Origin of the sequence: Streptomyces sp. SID13666 (assembly GCF_010548325.1) — a bacterium.
In the GTDB taxonomy this organism is placed as follows: Bacteria; Actinomycetota; Actinomycetes; order Streptomycetales; family Streptomycetaceae; genus Actinacidiphila; species Actinacidiphila fildesensis.
Genome location: NZ_JAAGLX010000028.1, coordinates 1 through 17,504, shown reverse-complemented (window position 1 = coordinate 17,504; position 17,504 = coordinate 1). Strand labels below are relative to the sequence as shown.

General features: G+C 69.3%; 14 protein-coding genes and 3 pseudogenes. 7 read left to right on the top strand and 10 right to left on the bottom strand.

Annotation, left to right across the window (positions count from 1 at the left end):
• Nucleotide 1: 1 nt before the first annotated feature.
• Both G3I60_RS28930 and G3I60_RS28925 read left to right on the top strand, forming a co-directional pair.
• On the top strand, nt 2–2,800 hold the full coding sequence (locus tag G3I60_RS28930; RefSeq protein WP_164607916.1) for an FtsX-like permease family protein: 2,799 nt from the start codon (nt 2–4) through the stop codon (nt 2,798–2,800).
• Entirely contained in the window at nt 2,797–3,792 is a 996-nt protein-coding gene (locus G3I60_RS28925) for an ABC transporter ATP-binding protein (protein ID WP_138355093.1), read from the top strand. Before G3I60_RS28930 ends, G3I60_RS28925 begins: the two co-directional genes overlap by 4 nt.
• Nucleotides 3,793–3,882: 90 nt before the next feature.
• Here the strand turns inward: G3I60_RS28925 and G3I60_RS28920 are convergent, their stop codons facing one another.
• The 4 genes from G3I60_RS28920 to G3I60_RS28905 all read right to left on the bottom strand — a co-directional run bounded on the left by G3I60_RS28920 (nt 3,883) and on the right by G3I60_RS28905 (nt 8,071).
• Nucleotides 3,883–4,575 carry a hypothetical protein gene (locus tag G3I60_RS28920; RefSeq protein WP_138355092.1) on the bottom strand — a complete coding sequence of 231 codons (693 nt, stop codon included), beginning with the start codon at nt 4,573–4,575 and terminating at the stop codon, nt 3,883–3,885.
• Nucleotides 4,572–5,024, bottom strand: coding sequence for a thioesterase family protein (locus G3I60_RS28915; RefSeq protein ID WP_164295698.1), 453 nt, complete (start codon nt 5,022–5,024; stop codon nt 4,572–4,574). Before G3I60_RS28915 ends, G3I60_RS28920 begins: the two co-directional genes overlap by 4 nt.
• Entirely contained in the window at nt 5,024–6,688 is a 1,665-nt protein-coding gene (ettA, locus tag G3I60_RS28910) for an energy-dependent translational throttle protein EttA (RefSeq protein WP_138355090.1), read from the bottom strand. The genes G3I60_RS28915 and ettA overlap by 1 nt, the downstream gene beginning before the upstream one ends.
• Before the next feature lie 1,242 nt (nt 6,689–7,930).
• A complete protein-coding gene (locus G3I60_RS28905; protein ID WP_164295697.1) occupies nt 7,931–8,071 on the bottom strand; it encodes a hypothetical protein in 141 nt (46 codons plus the stop codon).
• Between the two features lie 418 nt (nt 8,072–8,489).
• Between G3I60_RS28905 and G3I60_RS28900 the strand changes: the two genes are divergently transcribed.
• A complete protein-coding gene (locus G3I60_RS28900; protein WP_164295696.1) occupies nt 8,490–8,840 on the top strand; it encodes a hypothetical protein in 351 nt (116 codons plus the stop codon).
• A gap of 330 nt (nt 8,841–9,170) precedes the next feature.
• Complete coding sequence (locus G3I60_RS28895) at nt 9,171–9,680, top strand: hypothetical protein (protein WP_164295695.1); 510 nt, start codon at nt 9,171–9,173, stop codon at nt 9,678–9,680.
• A gap of 324 nt (nt 9,681–10,004) precedes the next feature.
• Here the strand turns inward: G3I60_RS28895 and G3I60_RS28890 are convergent, their stop codons facing one another.
• Nucleotides 10,005–10,892 carry an IS3 family transposase gene (locus G3I60_RS28890; RefSeq protein ID WP_343241451.1) on the bottom strand — a complete coding sequence of 296 codons (888 nt, stop codon included), beginning with the start codon at nt 10,890–10,892 and terminating at the stop codon, nt 10,005–10,007.
• Nucleotides 10,841–10,960 (bottom strand): annotated as a pseudogene (locus tag G3I60_RS45740) (hypothetical protein); the annotation flags it as partial. The pseudogene G3I60_RS45740 and the gene G3I60_RS28890, both read right to left, overlap by 52 nt.
• Here G3I60_RS45740 and G3I60_RS46530 point away from each other — a divergent pair.
• From G3I60_RS46530 to G3I60_RS28880, 3 genes and pseudogenes are all read left to right on the top strand, one after another.
• Nucleotides 10,910–11,041, top strand: coding sequence for a hypothetical protein (locus tag G3I60_RS46530; protein ID WP_275405966.1), 132 nt, complete (start codon nt 10,910–10,912; stop codon nt 11,039–11,041). The pseudogene G3I60_RS45740 and the gene G3I60_RS46530 sit on opposite strands and share 51 nt — an antisense overlap.
• A 61-nt stretch (nt 11,042–11,102) precedes the next feature.
• Nucleotides 11,103–12,026: pseudogene (locus tag G3I60_RS28885) on the top strand (tyrosine-type recombinase/integrase); the annotation flags it as partial.
• A gap of 89 nt (nt 12,027–12,115) precedes the next feature.
• The gene (locus tag G3I60_RS28880) at nt 12,116–12,694 is read left to right on the top strand and encodes a hypothetical protein (protein ID WP_164295694.1); all 579 of its coding nucleotides are present in this window, start codon (nt 12,116–12,118) and stop codon (nt 12,692–12,694) included.
• Between the two features lie 373 nt (nt 12,695–13,067).
• Here the strand turns inward: G3I60_RS28880 and G3I60_RS28875 are convergent, their stop codons facing one another.
• From G3I60_RS28875 to G3I60_RS28860, 4 genes and pseudogenes are all read right to left on the bottom strand, one after another.
• Nucleotides 13,068–14,459: an LAETG motif-containing sortase-dependent surface protein gene (locus G3I60_RS28875; protein ID WP_138355089.1), complete on the bottom strand. Its 1,392-nt coding sequence runs from the start codon at nt 14,457–14,459 to the stop codon at nt 13,068–13,070.
• Between the two features lie 235 nt (nt 14,460–14,694).
• Nucleotides 14,695–15,099 carry a single-stranded DNA-binding protein gene (locus G3I60_RS28870; RefSeq protein ID WP_138355088.1) on the bottom strand — a complete coding sequence of 135 codons (405 nt, stop codon included), beginning with the start codon at nt 15,097–15,099 and terminating at the stop codon, nt 14,695–14,697.
• A 324-nt stretch (nt 15,100–15,423) separates the two neighbouring features.
• Nucleotides 15,424–16,953: a GTPase gene (locus tag G3I60_RS28865; protein WP_239070374.1), complete on the bottom strand. Its 1,530-nt coding sequence runs from the start codon at nt 16,951–16,953 to the stop codon at nt 15,424–15,426.
• Nucleotides 16,954–17,228: 275 nt separating this feature from the next.
• Nucleotides 17,229–17,504: pseudogene (locus tag G3I60_RS28860) on the bottom strand (ATP-binding protein); the annotation flags it as partial.

The following is a 17,504-nucleotide window of genomic DNA, read 5'->3' as shown; positions in this document are numbered from 1 at the left end:
CATGACGAACGGGACCGAAGGTCTCCCGGCGGCTCCACGGGCCGCCGCGCTCTCCTGGGTGCGGGTCCGGCTGCGCGCCGCTCCGGCCGCCGCCATCGCGATGGCCCTGCTCGTGCTGGTCACCGCCTTCCTCGCGGCCGCGCTGCCGCGGGCGGTGGACCGCTACGAGGTCAAGGCGCTGCGCGGTTCGCTCGCCGACGCCAAGCTGCGCGACCGCACGCTGTCCCTCAGCGACACCTCGTCGGGTCCGGACACCGAGGGCGCCTCCGGAGCGTCGCGGTTCGCGCCGGAGTGGATCGCCGGCGTGGAGTCGGAGTTCCAGAAGCTCGTACGACCGCCTCTGCGCCTGCTGCCGGGTCAGTCCGTGATCGGGGTCAGGACCGGCAGCGACTCCGCGGCGCTGGATCCCGGACTGCCCCGGCCGACCAAGGTGCTGAACCCGATGGCCGACCTCGTCGCCCAGCAGGGTCTGGAGCAGCACTCCCGGCTGGTGGCCGGCAGCATGCCGCGCGGTCCCGCTCCCGCCGACGCGTCGGGCGGGTCGAACCGCGTCGATGCGGCGGTCACCGAACAGACCGCCAAGGTGATGGGCCTGCGTCCCGGCTCCGAGATCCACCTCAGCACCCTGCGCACGGCGTTCACCGTCCATGTGACCGGCATCGTCTCACCCACCGAGCCGGGAGGCGCGTACTGGAACGAGGAACCCGACGTCCTCGCTCCCCAGTTGACGTCACCTCCCCCGCGACCCGGCGAATACCCCACGTTCTACTGGCACTTCACCGTGCTGATCGCGCCGGAGGCGGCACCGGCCCTGCTCAGCCTGGGCAAGGGCGCGTCCTTCTACTGGCACCACCCCGCCGACGCCGGCCGGCTCACGGCCCAGGACGTGGCCCCGCTCCAGGCGCAGCTGGCCTCGCTCGACAGCGGCCCGGCCGCGACCGCGCTGCAGGAGGGCACCGGGAGTTACATCCACATCACGACCGGGCTCGGCCGGCTGCTCACCGCCTACGAACGCGACCGGGCGGCGGCGCTGCCGCTGGTCCTGGTCGCCGCGATCGGTGTCGGCGCCACCGCGTTCGCCGTCCTGCTCATGGCCGGCGGGCTCGCGGCCGAGCGGCGGCGCGGCGAACTCGCCCTGCTGCGCTCGCGCGGCGGCTCCCTGCGCGGCATGGTCGGACGGCTGCTCGGCGAGACCACGGCGGCCGCCGTGCCGGCCGCGCTCGCCGGAACCGTGCTCGCCCTGGTCCTGCTGCCGACCGACCGGTATCTGCTGTCCGTGCTGCTCGGCTCCGCAGTGGCCGTGACCGCCTCGCTCGCCCTGCCATTGCGGGCCGTCGCCGTCCACCGCAGGCCGCGCCCGGCCGCACGCGAGGACGTGGCCGCCGCCCGGCCCTCCCGGCGCCGTACGGTGGCCGAGCTGACGGTCACCGTCCTGGTCATCGGCGCGGTCGTCGCCCTGCGCCGGCGGGGCACCGTCAGCGGCGCCGACCCGTTCCTCGCGGCCGCACCCGTCCTCGTCGCCATCGCCGCCGCCCTGATCCTGCTGCGCCTGTACCCGCTGCCGCTGCGGCTGCTGGCCCGGCCCGCGGCCCGGCTGACCGGCGCCGTCACCCACCTCGGCCTGGCCCGCGCCGGCCGCTCCCCGGCCAGCGCCCAACTGCCGCTGCTCGCCCTGCTGATGTCGCTGACGGTGGCCTCGTTCGGTGGATCGGTGCTCGCCGGGGTCGCGGACGGCCGTGACGAGGCGGCCCGCGCGGCCATCGGCGCGGACGCCAGGATCGACGCCAACTTCGTCCTGCCCGAGAAACTCGCGGCGAACATCCGGCAGGTGCCCGGCGTCGCCGGGACCACCGGCGTCCGGGTCGAGCCCAGCGCCCCCACCTCCGGATTCGGGATGCCCTACAGCGTGCTCAGCGTCGACCCGGTCGCCTACGCCGCGCTGACCCGCTCCATCGGGCTCCCCGACTTCCCCGCCGACGCACTCCTGCACGACGACGGCACCGGCCCGATGCCGGCCGTCGTCTCCCGCAAGGTCGCCGCGAAGCTCGCGGGCAGCACCCTCTCGGTGCAGCCCGCCATCGGAACGACCGAGATCAAGGCCGCAGCGGTGCTGGACCTCACTCCGGCGGCACCCAACACCGATTTCGTGATCGTCTCGTCCGCGCAACTCGCCAAGCGCCACCCGGACATGAACTACAGCCAATACACCGGCCCCACGGTGCTGATGATCACCGCGAACGGTCCCATCGACGGCAAGGCGCTGCGCGCCGCCACCGCCGCGTCCGGCTCCAACATGTTCGTCGCCCTGCTGAGCGAGGAGCGCGGCGTACTCGCCGACTCGGCCCTGCAGTCCGGGGCGCGGGGCATCTATCTCGCCGCGGTCGCGGGCGGCGCCGGTTACAGTGCGCTCGCGCTGCTGCTGTCCCTGCTCCAGGCCGCCCCCCAACGCGCCGCGCTGCTCGCCCGGCTGCGGACGATGGGCATGGGGCGGCGCGACGGGCGACGGCTGGTGTTCCTGGAAATGCTGCCGCAGGCACTGCTGGCGGCGATCGGCGGCGTGCTCGTCGGCCTCGCGGTGATCCCGCTGCTCGGGCCCGGCGTGGACATCACCGCACTCGCGTTCGGCAGCGACCCCGGCACGAACGTACCCGCCGGCCTCGGGCTGCGCGCCGACCCGCTCTCGCTGGCGCTGCCTTCGGCCGGACTGCTGGCGCTGGCCTGTGTGGTGCTGCTGGCGCAGGTGTGGGTGACCGGACTGCGCCGTGAGAGTACGGACCTGAGAGTAGGAGACCGCTCATGACCCATACCACCGAGGGCGGCGCCGGCGGCGCCACGACCACCCTGGCCGATCTGGAACAGCGGGCGGCGGCCCGCCGCGAGCAGCCCGCCTACGGGCAGGACGCGCTCATCAGCTGCGACCGGCTGGTACGGATCTTCACGGCCGACGGCGTCGAGGTCCAGGCGCTGCAGGGCCTGGACCTGCTTGTCGCCAAGGGGGAGCTGATGGCCCTGGTCGGCGCCTCGGGCAGCGGCAAGTCCACCCTGCTGAACATCCTCGCCGGCCTCGACGTCCCGACCGCGGGCGCTGCCTCCGTCGGCGGCTACGACCTGCTCGACATGGACGCCAAGTCCCGGCTGCGCTACCGCCGGGAGGTCGTCGGCTTCGTCTGGCAGCAGACCGCCCGCAACCTGCTGCCCTATCTGACGGCGGCTCAGAACGTCGTGCTGCCGATGCAGTTGTCGGGGCGGGACGGGTTCCGCGCCAAGCGGCTGCACGCCGCCCGCGCCACGGAGCTCCTCACCATGCTCGGCGTCGGCTACTGCCACGACCGGCACCCCGGGCAGATGTCCGGCGGCGAGCAGCAGCGCACGGCCATCGCCGTCGCACTCGCCAACTCCCCGTCCCTGGTGCTGGCCGACGAGCCGACCGGCGAACTGGACTCCGCCACCGGCGAGCAGGTCTTCGCCGCGTTCAGGACCGCCAACGAGGAGCTCGGCACCACCGTTGTCGTCGTCACCCACGACCACGCCGTGGCCGACGCCGTACGCCGCACGGTCGCGATCCGGGACGGCAGGACGGCGTCCGAGGTGCTGCGCCACACCGAGATCGACGAACACGGCCAGGAGTCGGTCGTCGCCCGCGAGTACGCCACCGTCGACCGCGCCGGACGGCTGCAGCTGCCCCGCGACTACACCGCGGCGCTCTCCATCGAGAACCGGGTCCTGCTGGAACTGGAATCCGACCACATCGGCGTCTGGCCGGACCGGCCGACGCCGCCGGAGGAGGACTGATCCGGCGGCGTTGTGGCGTCGTTGGGTGCGGCGTTGTGGTGCGTCGTTGTCTGCTTTGGCACGCGTCCGAGGCGGGCCTGGCCTTGACCGTCAGGCGGGCGTGACCGTCAGGCCGGAGCCGAGGGCGGTGCGCCGTACGGCGATCGATCCGTAGGGCGTACGCAGCCGCAGCCAGGCCCCTGCCGTCAGCAGCGTGAACGGCTCGTCGCGGCCACCCCGCAGGAAACCCAGCGCCTGCGCCGCGTGCACGGCGCGCATCGGCAGCGCCGTGTCCCCGACCGGCCGGGACCAGACCTCCTCGGCGAGCGCGTCGAGCTCGGCCCGCGTCCGCCGTTCCGGCACCAGCACTTCGGTACGCGAGCGGAACTCCCCCACCAGCCGCTCCGCGGCGGCCCGTACGTCCTCGGGCGCGAACTCCGCGACCCGCTGCCAGCCACCGCGCGGCGGCAGCAGCCCGGCCCATGCGGGGCCGGTGACGGACGGCGGGACCACGACGGCGTCGCCGCTCCCGTCGGGGGCTTCCCCGGCGCCTGCCTCGATCCGTTCCTCGATGCCTTCCAGCAGCTGCCCTGCCGAGACCGTGGCATCGAGGTCGAGAACGTCGCGGAGCGAGGCCGTGCGAATGGCGAGCACGCCGCCGAAGGGCGGCTGGCCGAAGACCGCCAGCACCCCCTCCGCGGAGCGCAGCCGCACCACGGCGGCCTTGTCCCAGCGGACCAGCCGGCCCAGGAAGGCGGCGAGGCCCGCCGCCTCCCCGGCACCGGCGAGAAGCAGCCGCGTCATGCGGCGACGGCCTCTTCCGCCACGGCCTCCGCCGTCGACGGCGGTTCGTCGCGGTACGCCTCGAGGAACGACCGTTCCTCCGGGCTGATCCGCCGCGGCCGCGCTTCCGCGAGGTCGTACGGGACCACGATCGTGGAGGCCCGTACGTACACGGTCTCCTCGTCCTTGATCTCGTACGCGACGGTCATCGAGGCCGCACCGATCTTCGTCACCCACGACTCGATGGTCACCGGCGCGTGCCGGTGCACCAGCGGTCGCAGATAGTCGATCTCGTGCCGGGCCACGACGGACCCGCCCGTGAACGACGTGCTGCCCTCACCGGGCGCCAGCCGGAACATGAAGTCGATCCGCGCCTCTTCCAGGTACCGCAGGAAGACCACGTTGTTGACGTGCCCGAAGGCATCCATGTCCGACCAGCGCAGCGGGCAGCTGTAGATATGCCGGGCCATCAGCCGCGGGTCAGCTTCTTGTAGGTGGCGCGGTGCGGGCGGGCCGCGTCGGCGCCGAGCCGCTCGACCTTGTTCTTCTCGTACGACTCGAAGTTGCCCTCGAACCAGTACCACTTGGACTCACCCTCGTACGCGAGGATGTGGGTCGCGACTCGGTCCAGGAACCAGCGGTCGTGGGAGATGACCACGGCCGCGCCCGGGAACTCGAGCAGGGCGTTCTCCAGCGAGGACAGGGTCTCGACGTCGAGGTCGTTGGTGGGCTCGTCGAGGAGCAGCAGGTTGCCGCCCTCCTTGAGCGTCAGCGCCAGGTTGAGGCGGTTGCGCTCACCACCGGAGAGGACGCCGGCGGGCTTCTGCTGGTCCGGCCCCTTGAAGCCGAAGGCGGAGACGTAGGCCCGAGACGGCATTTCGACCTGGCCGACGTTGATGTAGTCCAGCTCGTCCGACACGACCGCCCAGAGGGTCTTCTTGGGGTCGATGTTGGCGCGGCTCTGGTCGACGTAGCTGATCTTGACCGTGTCGCCGATCTTGACCGAGCCCGAGTCCGCGGGCTCGAGGCCCTGGATCATCTTGAACAGCGTGGTCTTGCCCGCACCGTTGGGGCCGATGATGCCGACGATGCCGTTGCGCGGCAGGGTGAAGGAGAGGTCGTCGACCAGGACCTTGTCGCCGAACGCCTTCGAGAGGTTGTTGACCTCGACGACGATGGAGCCCAGACGCGGGCCCGGCGGGATCTGGATCTCCTCGAAGTCCAGCTTCCGCACCTTGTCGGCCTCGGCCGCCATCTCCTCGTAACGGGCCAGGCGCGCCTTGGACTTGACCTGACGGCCCTTGGCGTTGGAGCGGACCCACTCCAGCTCTTCCTTGAGGCGCTTGGCGCGCTTCTCGTCCTTGCGGCCCTCGACCTTGAGGCGGGTGGCCTTCTTCTCCAGGTACGTGGAGTAGTTGCCCTCGTAGGGGATCGCGCGGCCGCGGTCGAGTTCGAGGATCCACTCGGCGACGTTGTTCAGGAAGTACCGGTCGTGAGTGACGGCGACGACGGCGCCCGCGTACTTCGAGAGGTGCTGCTCCAGCCAGTTCACCGACTCGGCGTCAAGGTGGTTGGTGGGCTCGTCGAGGAGGAGCAGGTCCGGGGCCTCGATCAGCAGCTTGCAGAGCGCGACACGGCGCTTCTCGCCACCGGAGAGGGTGGTGACCGGCCAGTCGCCGGGCGGGCAGCCCAGCGCGTCCATGGCCTGCTCCAGCTGCGCGTCGAGGTCCCACGCGTTGGCGTGGTCCAGGTCCTCCTGGAGCTTGCCCATCTCGTCCAGCAGCGCGTCCGAGTAGTCGGTCGCCATGAGCTCGGCGACCTCGTTGAAGCGCTTGAGCTTCCCCATGATCTCGGCGGCGCCGTCCTGGACGTTCTCCAGGACCGTCTTGGACTCGTCGAGCTTCGGCTCCTGCATGAGGATGCCGACGGTGAAGCCGGGCGACAGGAACGCGTCACCGTTGGAGGGCTGCTCCAGACCCGCCATGATCTTCAGCACCGTGGACTTACCGGCACCGTTGGGACCCACCACACCGATCTTCGCGCCGGGCAGGAAGCTCAGCGTCACGTCGTCAAGGATCACCTTGTCGCCGTGTGCCTTGCGCGTCTTGCGCATCGTGTAGATGTACTCAGCCAAGAGAAACCGTCCGGCAATCGATGTGTGGGCAGATACACCCCATCTTGCCGCACGTCCACCCCGACGGGCGAACGGGTAGGTCAGGGCCTCGCGACCTGCGCCTTAGCCGCGACCCTCGCCCGGTGACTGTCGTCCTCCGTCGTCATCTGTCGTCCCCGAGCACCCTCGGACGGCCCACAGACGGCCCAGGAGGCGCGTACGGAGGCCGCTACCGATAGCGGCCTCACGTGCTATCGATAGCGGCTCCAATAGCAGCCTAAACGGCTCCTGAGCAGGCCGTTAGCCGATAGCGGCCCGAAGCGCCCGATCGGCCCAAACGCCTCCTGGAGGGCTTCGAGCCCCTTGCCCCAGCCGCTATCGCCCTCCCACCGGCCGAACCTGCCGCCGCCGGTTCACGGCAAGAGCAAGCAGGACCGCCCTTCGGGCGGGCAGTCCTTCTACTCGCCCGCACGTCCCCCAATGCGGCCGTCGAACGCGACGCCGGGGCGATTCGGACCGAGGGAGGCGCCAGGGAGGCAGGGAGTTCTCCCTAGCTGCCTCCCTCACCTGCCTCCCCCGGGCTGAGCTGCTGAAAGAACCCCCGAGGGAGGCAGGGAGGTAGGGACCCGGACAGCCCGAAACACCTTCGAAGCGGCCTCGACAACCCTGGCGCCTGCCTCCCTCCCTCTCTCGCACACCCGTTGCGACCGAGGAGGCGCGGGCCAGGGAACTTTTCAGCGGGGGGGTGCCCATGCGGCCCATCGTTTAGCCGCTCGGACGGCTCTTAAGCGGGGAAAGCAGGAGTCGGGGCGGGCTCAGCGCCCCCTGAAAATCCGTCGCTGCCCGGGCACTGGCCGCGCCTCTCTACTAGCCGTCCTAGAGGGTTAGGGGAGACAGTGTCCGCAGCGTCCAGAAGGCTTTTCGCCCACCACCTGACCTGCGGAGATTCCGTGGACGCTAAACAATCTGTTTAGCGTCCGCCAGTGTCCGCAGTGTCCGCAAGATCCAGTCCTCTTTAGTGCTATCACCCCAGCTCACAGCCATCCCCGTCGCGGGAGAGACTGCGTCATCTAGGGCACCTTGGAGGGTGCGAGGCAATCTCTCTGAACTACTGACGCCCTTGCAACCGACCGCCAGAATGGGGACTCGTGGTTCCCCCCGCCAGCCCATCCTGTCAGACTTCGACAGGGAACACGTCGTGGTCAACCACGCAGTTAAGCGAACAACCCCAGGGGAGATCTCATGGACTCCGATAGTTGGCCGTCACTCGACCAGGTGGCCGCGCAACGAGCCGATCAGGCACGACGCACCGCCGAGGAGGCACGTCGTGCGCAGGACACGGCAGCCGCCGACCAGCGCAAATGGGACGCCTACGCCAACACGCTTCTCGTCGACTTCGCCCATAGGGCCAAGACTGCATCTATTCCACAGGAACCGCTGATGATCGACATCGGAGTAAAGCTGTCATATCTCGAACGGCGTCGGAATAGGTCTCAATTTAACGAAGCGGATAGACATAAAACCGTCACGGAGCCTGACGGCCGTACGGTATGGCACGTTGCCAAAAACGAACTCCGGATATTTAGCGACGGCACCGTCGCAAAGTGTGAGAGCCTCCAGAATACGACCGGACCGCGTTCCGCCTGGACAGCGACACGCGAAGGCCTACCCAAGACCATTCGCAATAATGCGTGTAGTACCTGCTCGCCAGCACTTCCGCTAGCCGATGCGCTTTTTTTGTTTCTCGATACTGGAAAGATGGTAGACCCTGGAGGAAACTGCGTGTGCGCTTGGTAAGTACGAGGGAAACGATCATTGGGGCATGACCCGCGACGACCTCTCAGCGCTACTGGACCAGGACACCACAGCATGCCGACTGGCCCGGGCAGCCCTGCTGGCTGGCGGCAGTTTCGAGATCTATGACGGCCCGGCCCCCGCGAACCGACACGCAGGCGTCTACGGCATACGGCTGCGGCGCATGCAGAGGCGCAGCCGTATGACGCTCGCCCTTGATGAGGCCGTCGACATCCTCCGCTGTGCGGGGGACCAACCAGTCCGCGTCGGTCTCATCATGCCCGCTGACAGAACATGGACGTTCATGCTCTTCCTCAACGCCACAGCCACCGCAGTGCTCGCATGCGCAGGAGTCGAACGCACAACAGTCAACGACTGACAAGCACATCGAACAGCGGCCAGCCCTCCCAAGAAGAGCACCCGCCGCAGCGTGCTCCTCTTGCTCGTCCGGGCGGCACGCGGCCGCCCGCTCGGCTTCCCTGCGGAGCGTCCGTACGGCTCTCAAGGGGGCAGAGGGGCTGCACACGTGGCGTCGTCGCCCCCCGCCTGAAAAGCGATCTCTGATAGGGCTTCCCACAGCCTTCAACGCTTTTCAGCGGGGGTGCGGATGCTGACCCGCCGGCAGAGCCACGACGGGGGGCGGGACCGCCTGTATCGGGAGCGTGCTGCGCGGTACCGTAACGCCCCGCCATCGGCATGGAGGTAAGTCGTGAACGTCGCAGCGCTGGCCCTATCGATCATGGCCGTATTCGTCTCCGTCGTAGTTTCCTTCCGACAAATTACCCTTGCTCGCCACTCCAATACATTACCTGTCGTCATTGATCTCTTTCGAGAACATCGAAGTGACTACCTCACTAACGCACGATCTTTTGTGTATCGGGAACTCTCCACCTACGATTTATCACAAGGGCTGGCAGCGCTCACGGAGGAAAAGCAGCGCATCGTCCGTGATCTCGCGTGGTTCTACGACAATTTGGGAGCTTTGGTCACTCACAATGTTGTCGATATTGAACCCGTCTCGGGCTACTTGGGTGGTTCCGTAATCTTGATCTGGGAGAAGATGGAACCCCTAATTCGCGGTGAGCGAATTCAGAGAAATCCATCTACGCAGGATCCGATTCGCTGGCAGGTCTATTTTGAGAACCTCTACCTTTTGGTGAGAGAGACGCCTCCACAGAAAGCCAGATCCGATGAGAAACTATGGCGACTGCCCGAGTGACCAGATTCCCCGACCACTAAGCCGTCTCTTATGGATCATGTCTAGACGGCGTCGTCCTCTGGCCGCAACCCGGCCAGTTGAGTGTCACTCAGCTGGGGATCGAAACCTTCCGGGAATCCCAGCATGAGTGGGTCTGGCCACATGTTCTCTGGCCCGTGCTCTTGGCAGTGCAGGGCGATGAGATGCGGCCCCTCCCCGCAGGACTCGTGCCGGTAGCGGCGGTCATGCGTCTGGCAGAAATACCCGAATGTTGAGCAGTCGGGTCTGCCGCACGATCGGGTGACATCTTGACCTGCCCCACGGTTTGGGTTCCAGCTGTGGTGGCTAACCGGCGGCGGGGATGGTGTCTTGTTCGGAGAGTAGTTCGTACTCGATCGGGGTGCGGTAGCCCAGAGCTGAGTGGCGCCGCTGTCGGTTGTAGAAGACCTCGATGTACTCGAAGATCGCGTTCGCCAACTCGACCCGGGTCTTCCACCGTTTGCGGTTCAACAGCTCGATCTGCATTGAGGACCAGAACGACTCCATCATCGCGTTGTCCAGGCCGTCTCCGACGGTGCCGAACGATGGCAGGAGCCCGGCGGAGCGGATCCTTTCCCCGAAGACCCAGGAGGTGAACTGGGCGCCGTGATCGGCGTGAACTATCCCGCCTGGTTCGGGGCGCCGGTTGCGGAGGGCCATGTCCAACGCGTTGACCACGAGGGTGGAGTCCTGTCTGGAGTCGATCGACCAGCCCACGATCTTTCGGCTGAACGCGTCCAGGACCGCCGCGCAGTACACCCACCCTTCTCTGGTGCGGTGTTGCGTGATGTCGGTGACCCACAGCTCATTGGGACGCAGCCGATGGAACTTCCGGTTGACCAGGTCATCGGCGGTGACGACACCCCGCAGGCGCTTGATCCGCACCGGGCCGGGCAGTCCGTAGATCCCGGCCTGTGTCATCAGCACCGACACGGTCCTCGAGCACACCTGGATGCCCATGCCCAGGGTGAGCTCGGCGTGGACGCGGCGGTAGCCGTAGGTGCCGCGTGAGGCCACCGGGTAGAGCCTTTTGGGACCGGCTTGTCCTCGCCGAGGAACTTCGCGGCCTTGCGCACGATCTCGAGCTCGGTTTCCAGCTCGTGGATTCGTCGCCGCGCTGCACGCAGCTCTGCGGACTCCACCGAGACCCTGCCAGGCCGTCGGCCATTGTCGATGTCGTCCTGGCGCAACCACTTCGCCAACGTGACCGGATGGACGCCGAGGTCAACGGCGGTCTGCTTCTGTTCTTTTCCTGCCCGCACCAATGCGATGGCGCGGGCGCGGAACTCAGCGGGGTAGGCGCGGGGCATGTCCGGCAGCCTTTCGTGAAGGCCGTCAGCTAGCCAGCAGAACTGGAACCTGTGAGGTGGGGCAGGTCAACCTGTCACCCAAACCTGCATCAGACCCTACATTGGAACTCGTCCGCTCGGTTCCTTCCAGCCCGAGCACATCCGGGACTGGAACCGCGAACTCCAGACCGCGATTCCGTCAGCCTCCTACCGGCGGTCCATCTTCGAGAACGTGTCATCAGTCCTGAACGCGGCCGTAGATGACGGCATCCTGCGGCGCAATCCGTGCCGGGCAACCTCCGTCAAGGCTCCGCAGGCAGTCCCGACGCGGGTCAAACCCTGGACGGCAGAGCAAGTGTTCGGCGTCCGCGCTGCGCTACCTGACCGATACCGGGCCATGGCCGATGTGGGCGGCGGCTGCGGGCTCCGACAGGGTGAGGTGTTCGGCCTGCCCGTCGCTGAAGTCGGCTTCCTCACCGGCTGGGTGCACGTCGGCTACCAAGTGAAGCGCGTACACGGGACGCTGGTGTTCGCACCGCCGAAGCGCGGCAAGGTCCGGGACGTTCCCCTGCCGGGTGAAGTCGGGAACGCGCTCACCGAGCACATGCACCGGTTTCCGCCGGCCAAGGTGACGCTGCCGTGGCTCACCCCGGACGGCCCTCCGGTCACCAAGCGATTGGTGTTCAGCAGCACGACCGGCAACCCAGTGTGGCGCAGTGCCTTCAACGATCAGTCCTGGAAGCCCGCCCTCATGGCCGCGGGCATCATCCCCGGGCGGGAGAAGGGCAAGCGGTACGCGGCGGCCCGTGAGCACGGCATGCACGCGCTCAGGCACTTCTACGCCTCGGTGCTGCTGGACGCGGGCGAGAGCATCAAGGCTCTGAGCACGTACCTCGGCCACAGCGATCCGGGCTTCACGCTCCGGGTGTACACGCACCTGATGCCCAGCAGCGAGGGGCGGACCCGGAAGGCCGTCGACTGCGTCTACAACACGCTTGGGGCGCAGCGTCGCGAGGCGAGTAGCGATCAAGCAGCTTAAGCGGCCGAACAGCGGTGACGGAAGTTCGCAGAGGACCCCGCCACCGCCGTGTTGCGCGGCAGTATGGCGCTGAACCGCTAGGAGGCACCGTGAGCAACGCGATGATTGCGCTGGCCGCCGCGATAGTAGGCGTCGCTGGCACCCTGATTGCACCGGTCCTGTCCCAACGAGGGCTCGCCCGCGTTCAGGCGGCCACCTTCGATCGCGAGCAACGTGCGACTCATGCCCAGTGGCTCCGTGAGCAGGAAGAAGCTGAGCTGGGCCGGCGGCGTGACTGCTACATGACGGTCAACGCCTCCTTCAGGCGCTACCGGACTCACCTGATGAACTTCCTCTGGATCGTCGACAAGGGGCAGAACACTCCGGAGGCCCGAGAAACGGTCGAGGAAGCGAGGCGGGAGCATCATTCGGTGTTCGCCGGGGCTCAGATGATCGCTTCGGTCGCCGTGCTGGCCGAGCTGGACGGTATGGCTCTGGCGCTGTCAGAGGTGTACCGCCGGACAATGTGCCTGGAGGAGGGAAACCCTGACCCCGATGGGTCGTTCCAGGAGATCCGTGCAACGGACTTCCCGCGACTCTGGGAGCGATGGGACCGCATGCGCAACGTGATGCGAGCGGATCTCGGGGTCGGCGTTGCCCCTGGCGGCTATCCCCCATCGGGCTCATGACAGCCCCGCCTTGCGCCAATTACGGCCCGCAGACGGCCCAGGCGCCATCAAGCGGCCCCCTGTCTGCGGCTCCGTCGCAGCTCAGAGGCTGTTCTGCATGATCGGGGATTCAATAACACCCCATCTTGCCGCACGTCCACCCCGACGGGCGAACGGGTAGGTCAGAAACCCCGGCCTGCGCACTCTCGGCCGATCCCTGCGGAGGGCGCCACGGCCCAGGGACGGCCCGGGACCGGCCCGGGCAAGGCCTGGGACGGCCGCCGCCCGGTCGCCGCTTGGTTGCGGTGGCCGGGCGGGGACGGAGCGGGGGCGGGACTCCAAGAGTCCCGCCCCCGTTGTTTCAGTTACTTCTGCCTGCGGCTACTGCCCGCTGCTACTGGCCAGCGGGAGTTGCGGCCGACTTCTTCCGGCGGAGGAAGAAGACAGCGCCGCCACCGACCGCGACGAGCGCGACGGCGATGCCCGCAATCATCGGGGTGGCGCTGCTGCCACCCGTCTGAGCGAGGTCACCGCCGGTGGTGCCGGTGGTGGAGCCGGCCGAGGCCGGGCTGGGCTGGGTGGTGGGGGTGCTCGGCGCCGGGGTGGGCGTACCGGTCGTCTTGCAGTCCAGAACACCCTTGAACGTCTTGGTGAAGCCGTTCGGGCCGGAGATCGTGATCTCGTACTTCTGGTCTTCCTTCACCGGGACGGTGATGGTCTTCGACTTGCCGGCCTCGATGGAGAACTTCTTGCCGGCGAGCTCGAAGGTGAACGCCTCGTCGCCCTTGTTGCTGGCGGTGACGTCGACGCCGTTCTTGGCGCAGTTGACCGTGGCGGAGACCGCCGGGATCGGGCCCTTCTTGGCCCAGGTGCCCGTGGCCGTGGCCGTGGCGGTGGTCGCGCTGGAGCCCGCCAGGATCTGGACCTGGCTCTTGCTGTCGACGCCCGTGAACGCGCGGCCGACCGGAACCTGGGTGACGGCCGTGGCCGTCACCGACGTGGTGCCGTCGGCGGCACCCGCCGGGATGGCGAAGAAGAGCTGGTCACCGTTGCTCGCGGAGGTGACGGCCTTGCCCGACTTGTTGACGATCTTCACGCCGGCCGGGATGTCCGAGGCGGGCACGATCTGCACGGGCGTGGTGGAGGTGGTGTGCACCGTGACCGGGCCGAGCTTGTCGCCGGACTTGCCGGAGACGGCCGGCGGGTCCAGCGTCAGGGTCGCCTTGGGCTCGGGGGTGTCCGTCGCCGTCTTGCCCAGGTACTCGGCGAGCTTCTCGGCGGCCGGGTCGTTCGCGTCGACGTTCGCCTTGTCCGAGAAGCGCCAGATGGCGACCTGGGTACCGGCCGCGGCGGTCTTCTCGGTCAGCGGACCGGAGCCGGCGGCCTTGGCCAGCGCGCTGAGGTCGGCCACCTGCGGGTAGGAGTGCTGCAGGATCCAGTTGATCTTGCCCGCGTCAGGGTTGTTGTGCAGCGAAGAGGAGTCCCACGGGACCTCCTGGTACTTCGCGTGCTTCTGCGTCGGGTTGTGGATGTCGATGCAGTACGTCTGGATGGTGCCGCCGCCGACGTCCATGGTGAACAGACCGGCGTTGACGGGCTTGTTCTTGCCACCCTCGTGGATGACGACGCCGTCCGACTTGTCGGCCTGCAGACCGCCCAGTACCGCGGTGGCACCGCCGTCCGCGAAAGCGGCTCCCGCGCCGGATATCGCGCCGGCTGCGAGCAGACCCGTGGCCAGGCCCGCGGCGGCGAGGCGGGCAACGCCGCGCCTCTGAATCTTGAACATGGAACTCCCCTTCGGGCGAAGCCGGGTCGTGAGGGTGGCCTCGCCTGCGGCTCCGAGAGCATCCGGGCCCCCGCAGTACCGAAGGAATCCTAGGAACCACAGGTATCGCGGCCACCAACAATCCCCTCCCATAACCGTTTCGAATCGCAATCGTTATGTGATTAAGGGATGGTCATGAGAATGTCGATAAGTCACCGATGCCACTCGCCCGTATAAAGCTGCACAAACGGGCCTCTCAGGACATCTCGACCGGCCCGGGCGAAATAAGTTCCGGCCGGACCACCGACACCCGCCGGAACGCCGCCGTCCCCCGGGACAAATCGTGTCCGATCGCCACCGCGTCGATGTCCGCGGCGACATACCACCGTCCGTCGTACTCCTCCTCGCGGACCCGCAACCGGCCCCGCACGACCAACGGTTCGCCGACCTGGACGGACGTCCGCACATTGGCCGCCAACGTCCGCCACGCGCGCACCATGAAGAAGCTCGTACTGCCCTCGCTCCAGGCCCGCCGCTCCGCGACCCAGCGGCGCGCCGTCGTCTCCAGCCGGAACCGGATGACCGGCACTCCCGTCTCGGTCTCCCGGAATTCGGGCTGCGTCACGACATTCCCCACCACCGTCACCGACGTCTCATTCATGCGCCCGCTCTCCCCCCGCCGCCGAATTCCCGCTCCCGAATGCCCTGAGAACATCGTGCACGAGCCGGACGGAGCGTGGAAAAAACGGACCGAATCTGTGGATTACCGGCCGGTTGTGGATATCTCCGTCACTCCTGAGGGTGAAATCCCGGCCCGGGTGCCGGGCTCGGGTACCGGCCCGCAGGGCCGAGCAGGGGCGCAGGGCGGGGCGCAGGGCGGGAGGCGGGGGTGCCGGCTCGCGAGGCCGAGCAGGAGCGCAGGGCGGGGCGCAGGGCGCAGGGCGGGGGTGCCGGCTCGCGAGGCCGAGCAGGGGCGCCGGACAGCTCAGCCCGCGGCCACCACCGCGTACTGCTCCCGCACCTCGCGATAGCGCAGCAGTTCCGCCGCGACCGGCTCCAGCACCCGCGCCCGGCCGCAGTCCGCCGCGGCGGCCCGCAGCCGGCGCTCGGCCGCCTGCCCGTACCGGCGGGCCGGACCGCGCGCGGAGATACGGCAGGCCCAGGCGAGCGCCCGGCCGCCGAGGGCGCCGACCGCGAGCAGGACCACCGGCAGCCACCACGAAGCGTCCAGCGAACCCACCGCGATCGCGACCAGGCACACCACCCCGGCCACCGCGAGACTCATCAGCAGCCACTGGGCGGCGCCCACCGCCGACCACCAGGCGGGCCGTTCCGGCTCCCCCGGCTCCGCGCGGGCCGCCGCCGTGTCCAGCGCCGCCGGCAGTCCCTCGCCGCCGCGCCGCGCCGCGTCCCGCACCGCCTGCGCCCACGGGACGGGCAGCCCCTGGGCCGCGTCGTCCGCGAGCGCCCGCACCGCCTCGTCCACCGCGGGGCGGGACGCGGCGAGCCCGGCCGGCCCACGGGCCACCCGGTCCGCCCCGCCCTGGCGTTCGCCGGTCAGCCGCCCCCACGGAGTGCCGCAGGCAGCCTCCGCGGCACGCGCCCAGTCCCGTTCCGCCGCCTCGCCGGCGCCCGCGACACCCACCGCGTCGGCCAACCGGTCGACGAAGTCCTCACGCGCGGGATCCGTCAGGCCCACCGCACCCTCGCCCACGTACAGCGACTGCAAGCGGCCGGCGGTACGGTCCACATCGGCCGCGAGCCGCCGGTTCGCCGACCCCCGTTCGGCCACGATCTGCCCGAGACAGGCCCGCAGATCGGGCACCCCGACCCCGTTGAGCGCCGAGACCGCGAGCACCACCGCGCCGGCGTCGCCGTGCTCGCCGACGGCGAGGCCGTCCTCGTCGAGCAGCCGCCGCAGATCGTCGAGCACCTGGTCGGCGGCGTCGCCGGGCAGCCGGTCCACCTGGTTCAACACCAGCAGCGTGACGTCCGCGTGGCCGGCCAGCGGCCGCAGATAGCGTTCGTGCAGCGCGGCGTCCGCGTACTTCTCCGGGTCCAGCACCCACACCACCACGTCCACCAGCTGCAGCAGCCGGTCCACCTGGTCGCGGTGGCCGGGCGCGGCCGAGTCGTGGTCCGGCATGTCCAGCAGCACGAGCCCGGCCAGCCGCTCGTCCGTCCCGGGGACGCGGTCGGTGCCGTCCAGCACGCTCCTTCTGGCGTAACGATCCTGCGGGGCGATGCCGAGCCGGTCGAGCAGTCCGGCAGCGCCCTCGGGGTCCCAGGAACAGGAGACCGGCGCGGCGGTCGTCGGCCGGCGGACGCCCGTCGCCGACAGTTCCAGTCCCGCGAGCGCGTTGAACAGCGTCGACTTGCCGCTCCCGGTGGCACCGGCCAGCGCGACGACCGTGTGATCGAGCGACAGCCGCCGACGCTCCCCGAGCCGTTCCAACAGCGCTCCGGTCTCGGCGAGTTCGTCCGGGCTGACGCGCGTCCGGGACAGCCCCAGCAGCTCCCCGAGCGCGTCGACCCGGGCCGCGAGCGGGTCAGGGGAACGCGAGGCCCCGTACGAGCCCCCGGAAGAACGCGCTCCGCTACCCCGAGCCGCGCGCGTCCCTCCGCCGAAACCCGATCCTCTGGCGGAGTCCGATCCTCCGCCGGCACCCGCGCCTGTGGCGGCGCGTGATCCTCCGCCCGCACCCGGTCCTCCGCCCGCACCCAGTCCTCCGCCGGCACCCGTTCCTCTGGTGGCGCCCGTGCCGGTTCCTGCCGTGGAAGCCACCGCGATCACCTTTCCTTCTGCAGTAGGGACAGTGCGGCGATCAACGAGGACTGCTGCTGCGCGGTCACATCGAGGCCGTCCACGGGCGCCAGTCGACGCTCGCACTCACCGCGCAGCAGCCCAGCGACGCCGTCCTCCAGCTGCTCCCGCGCCCGGTCGCGCATCCGCAGCGCGGCCTGCGCGCCGACGGTCTCCGCGAGCCGTTCGCCGGCGGCGCTCCCGCGCCGGCCGCCGAGCAGGACGGTGGCCAGCAGCGCCGCCGCGTCCTCCGGGTCGGCGGG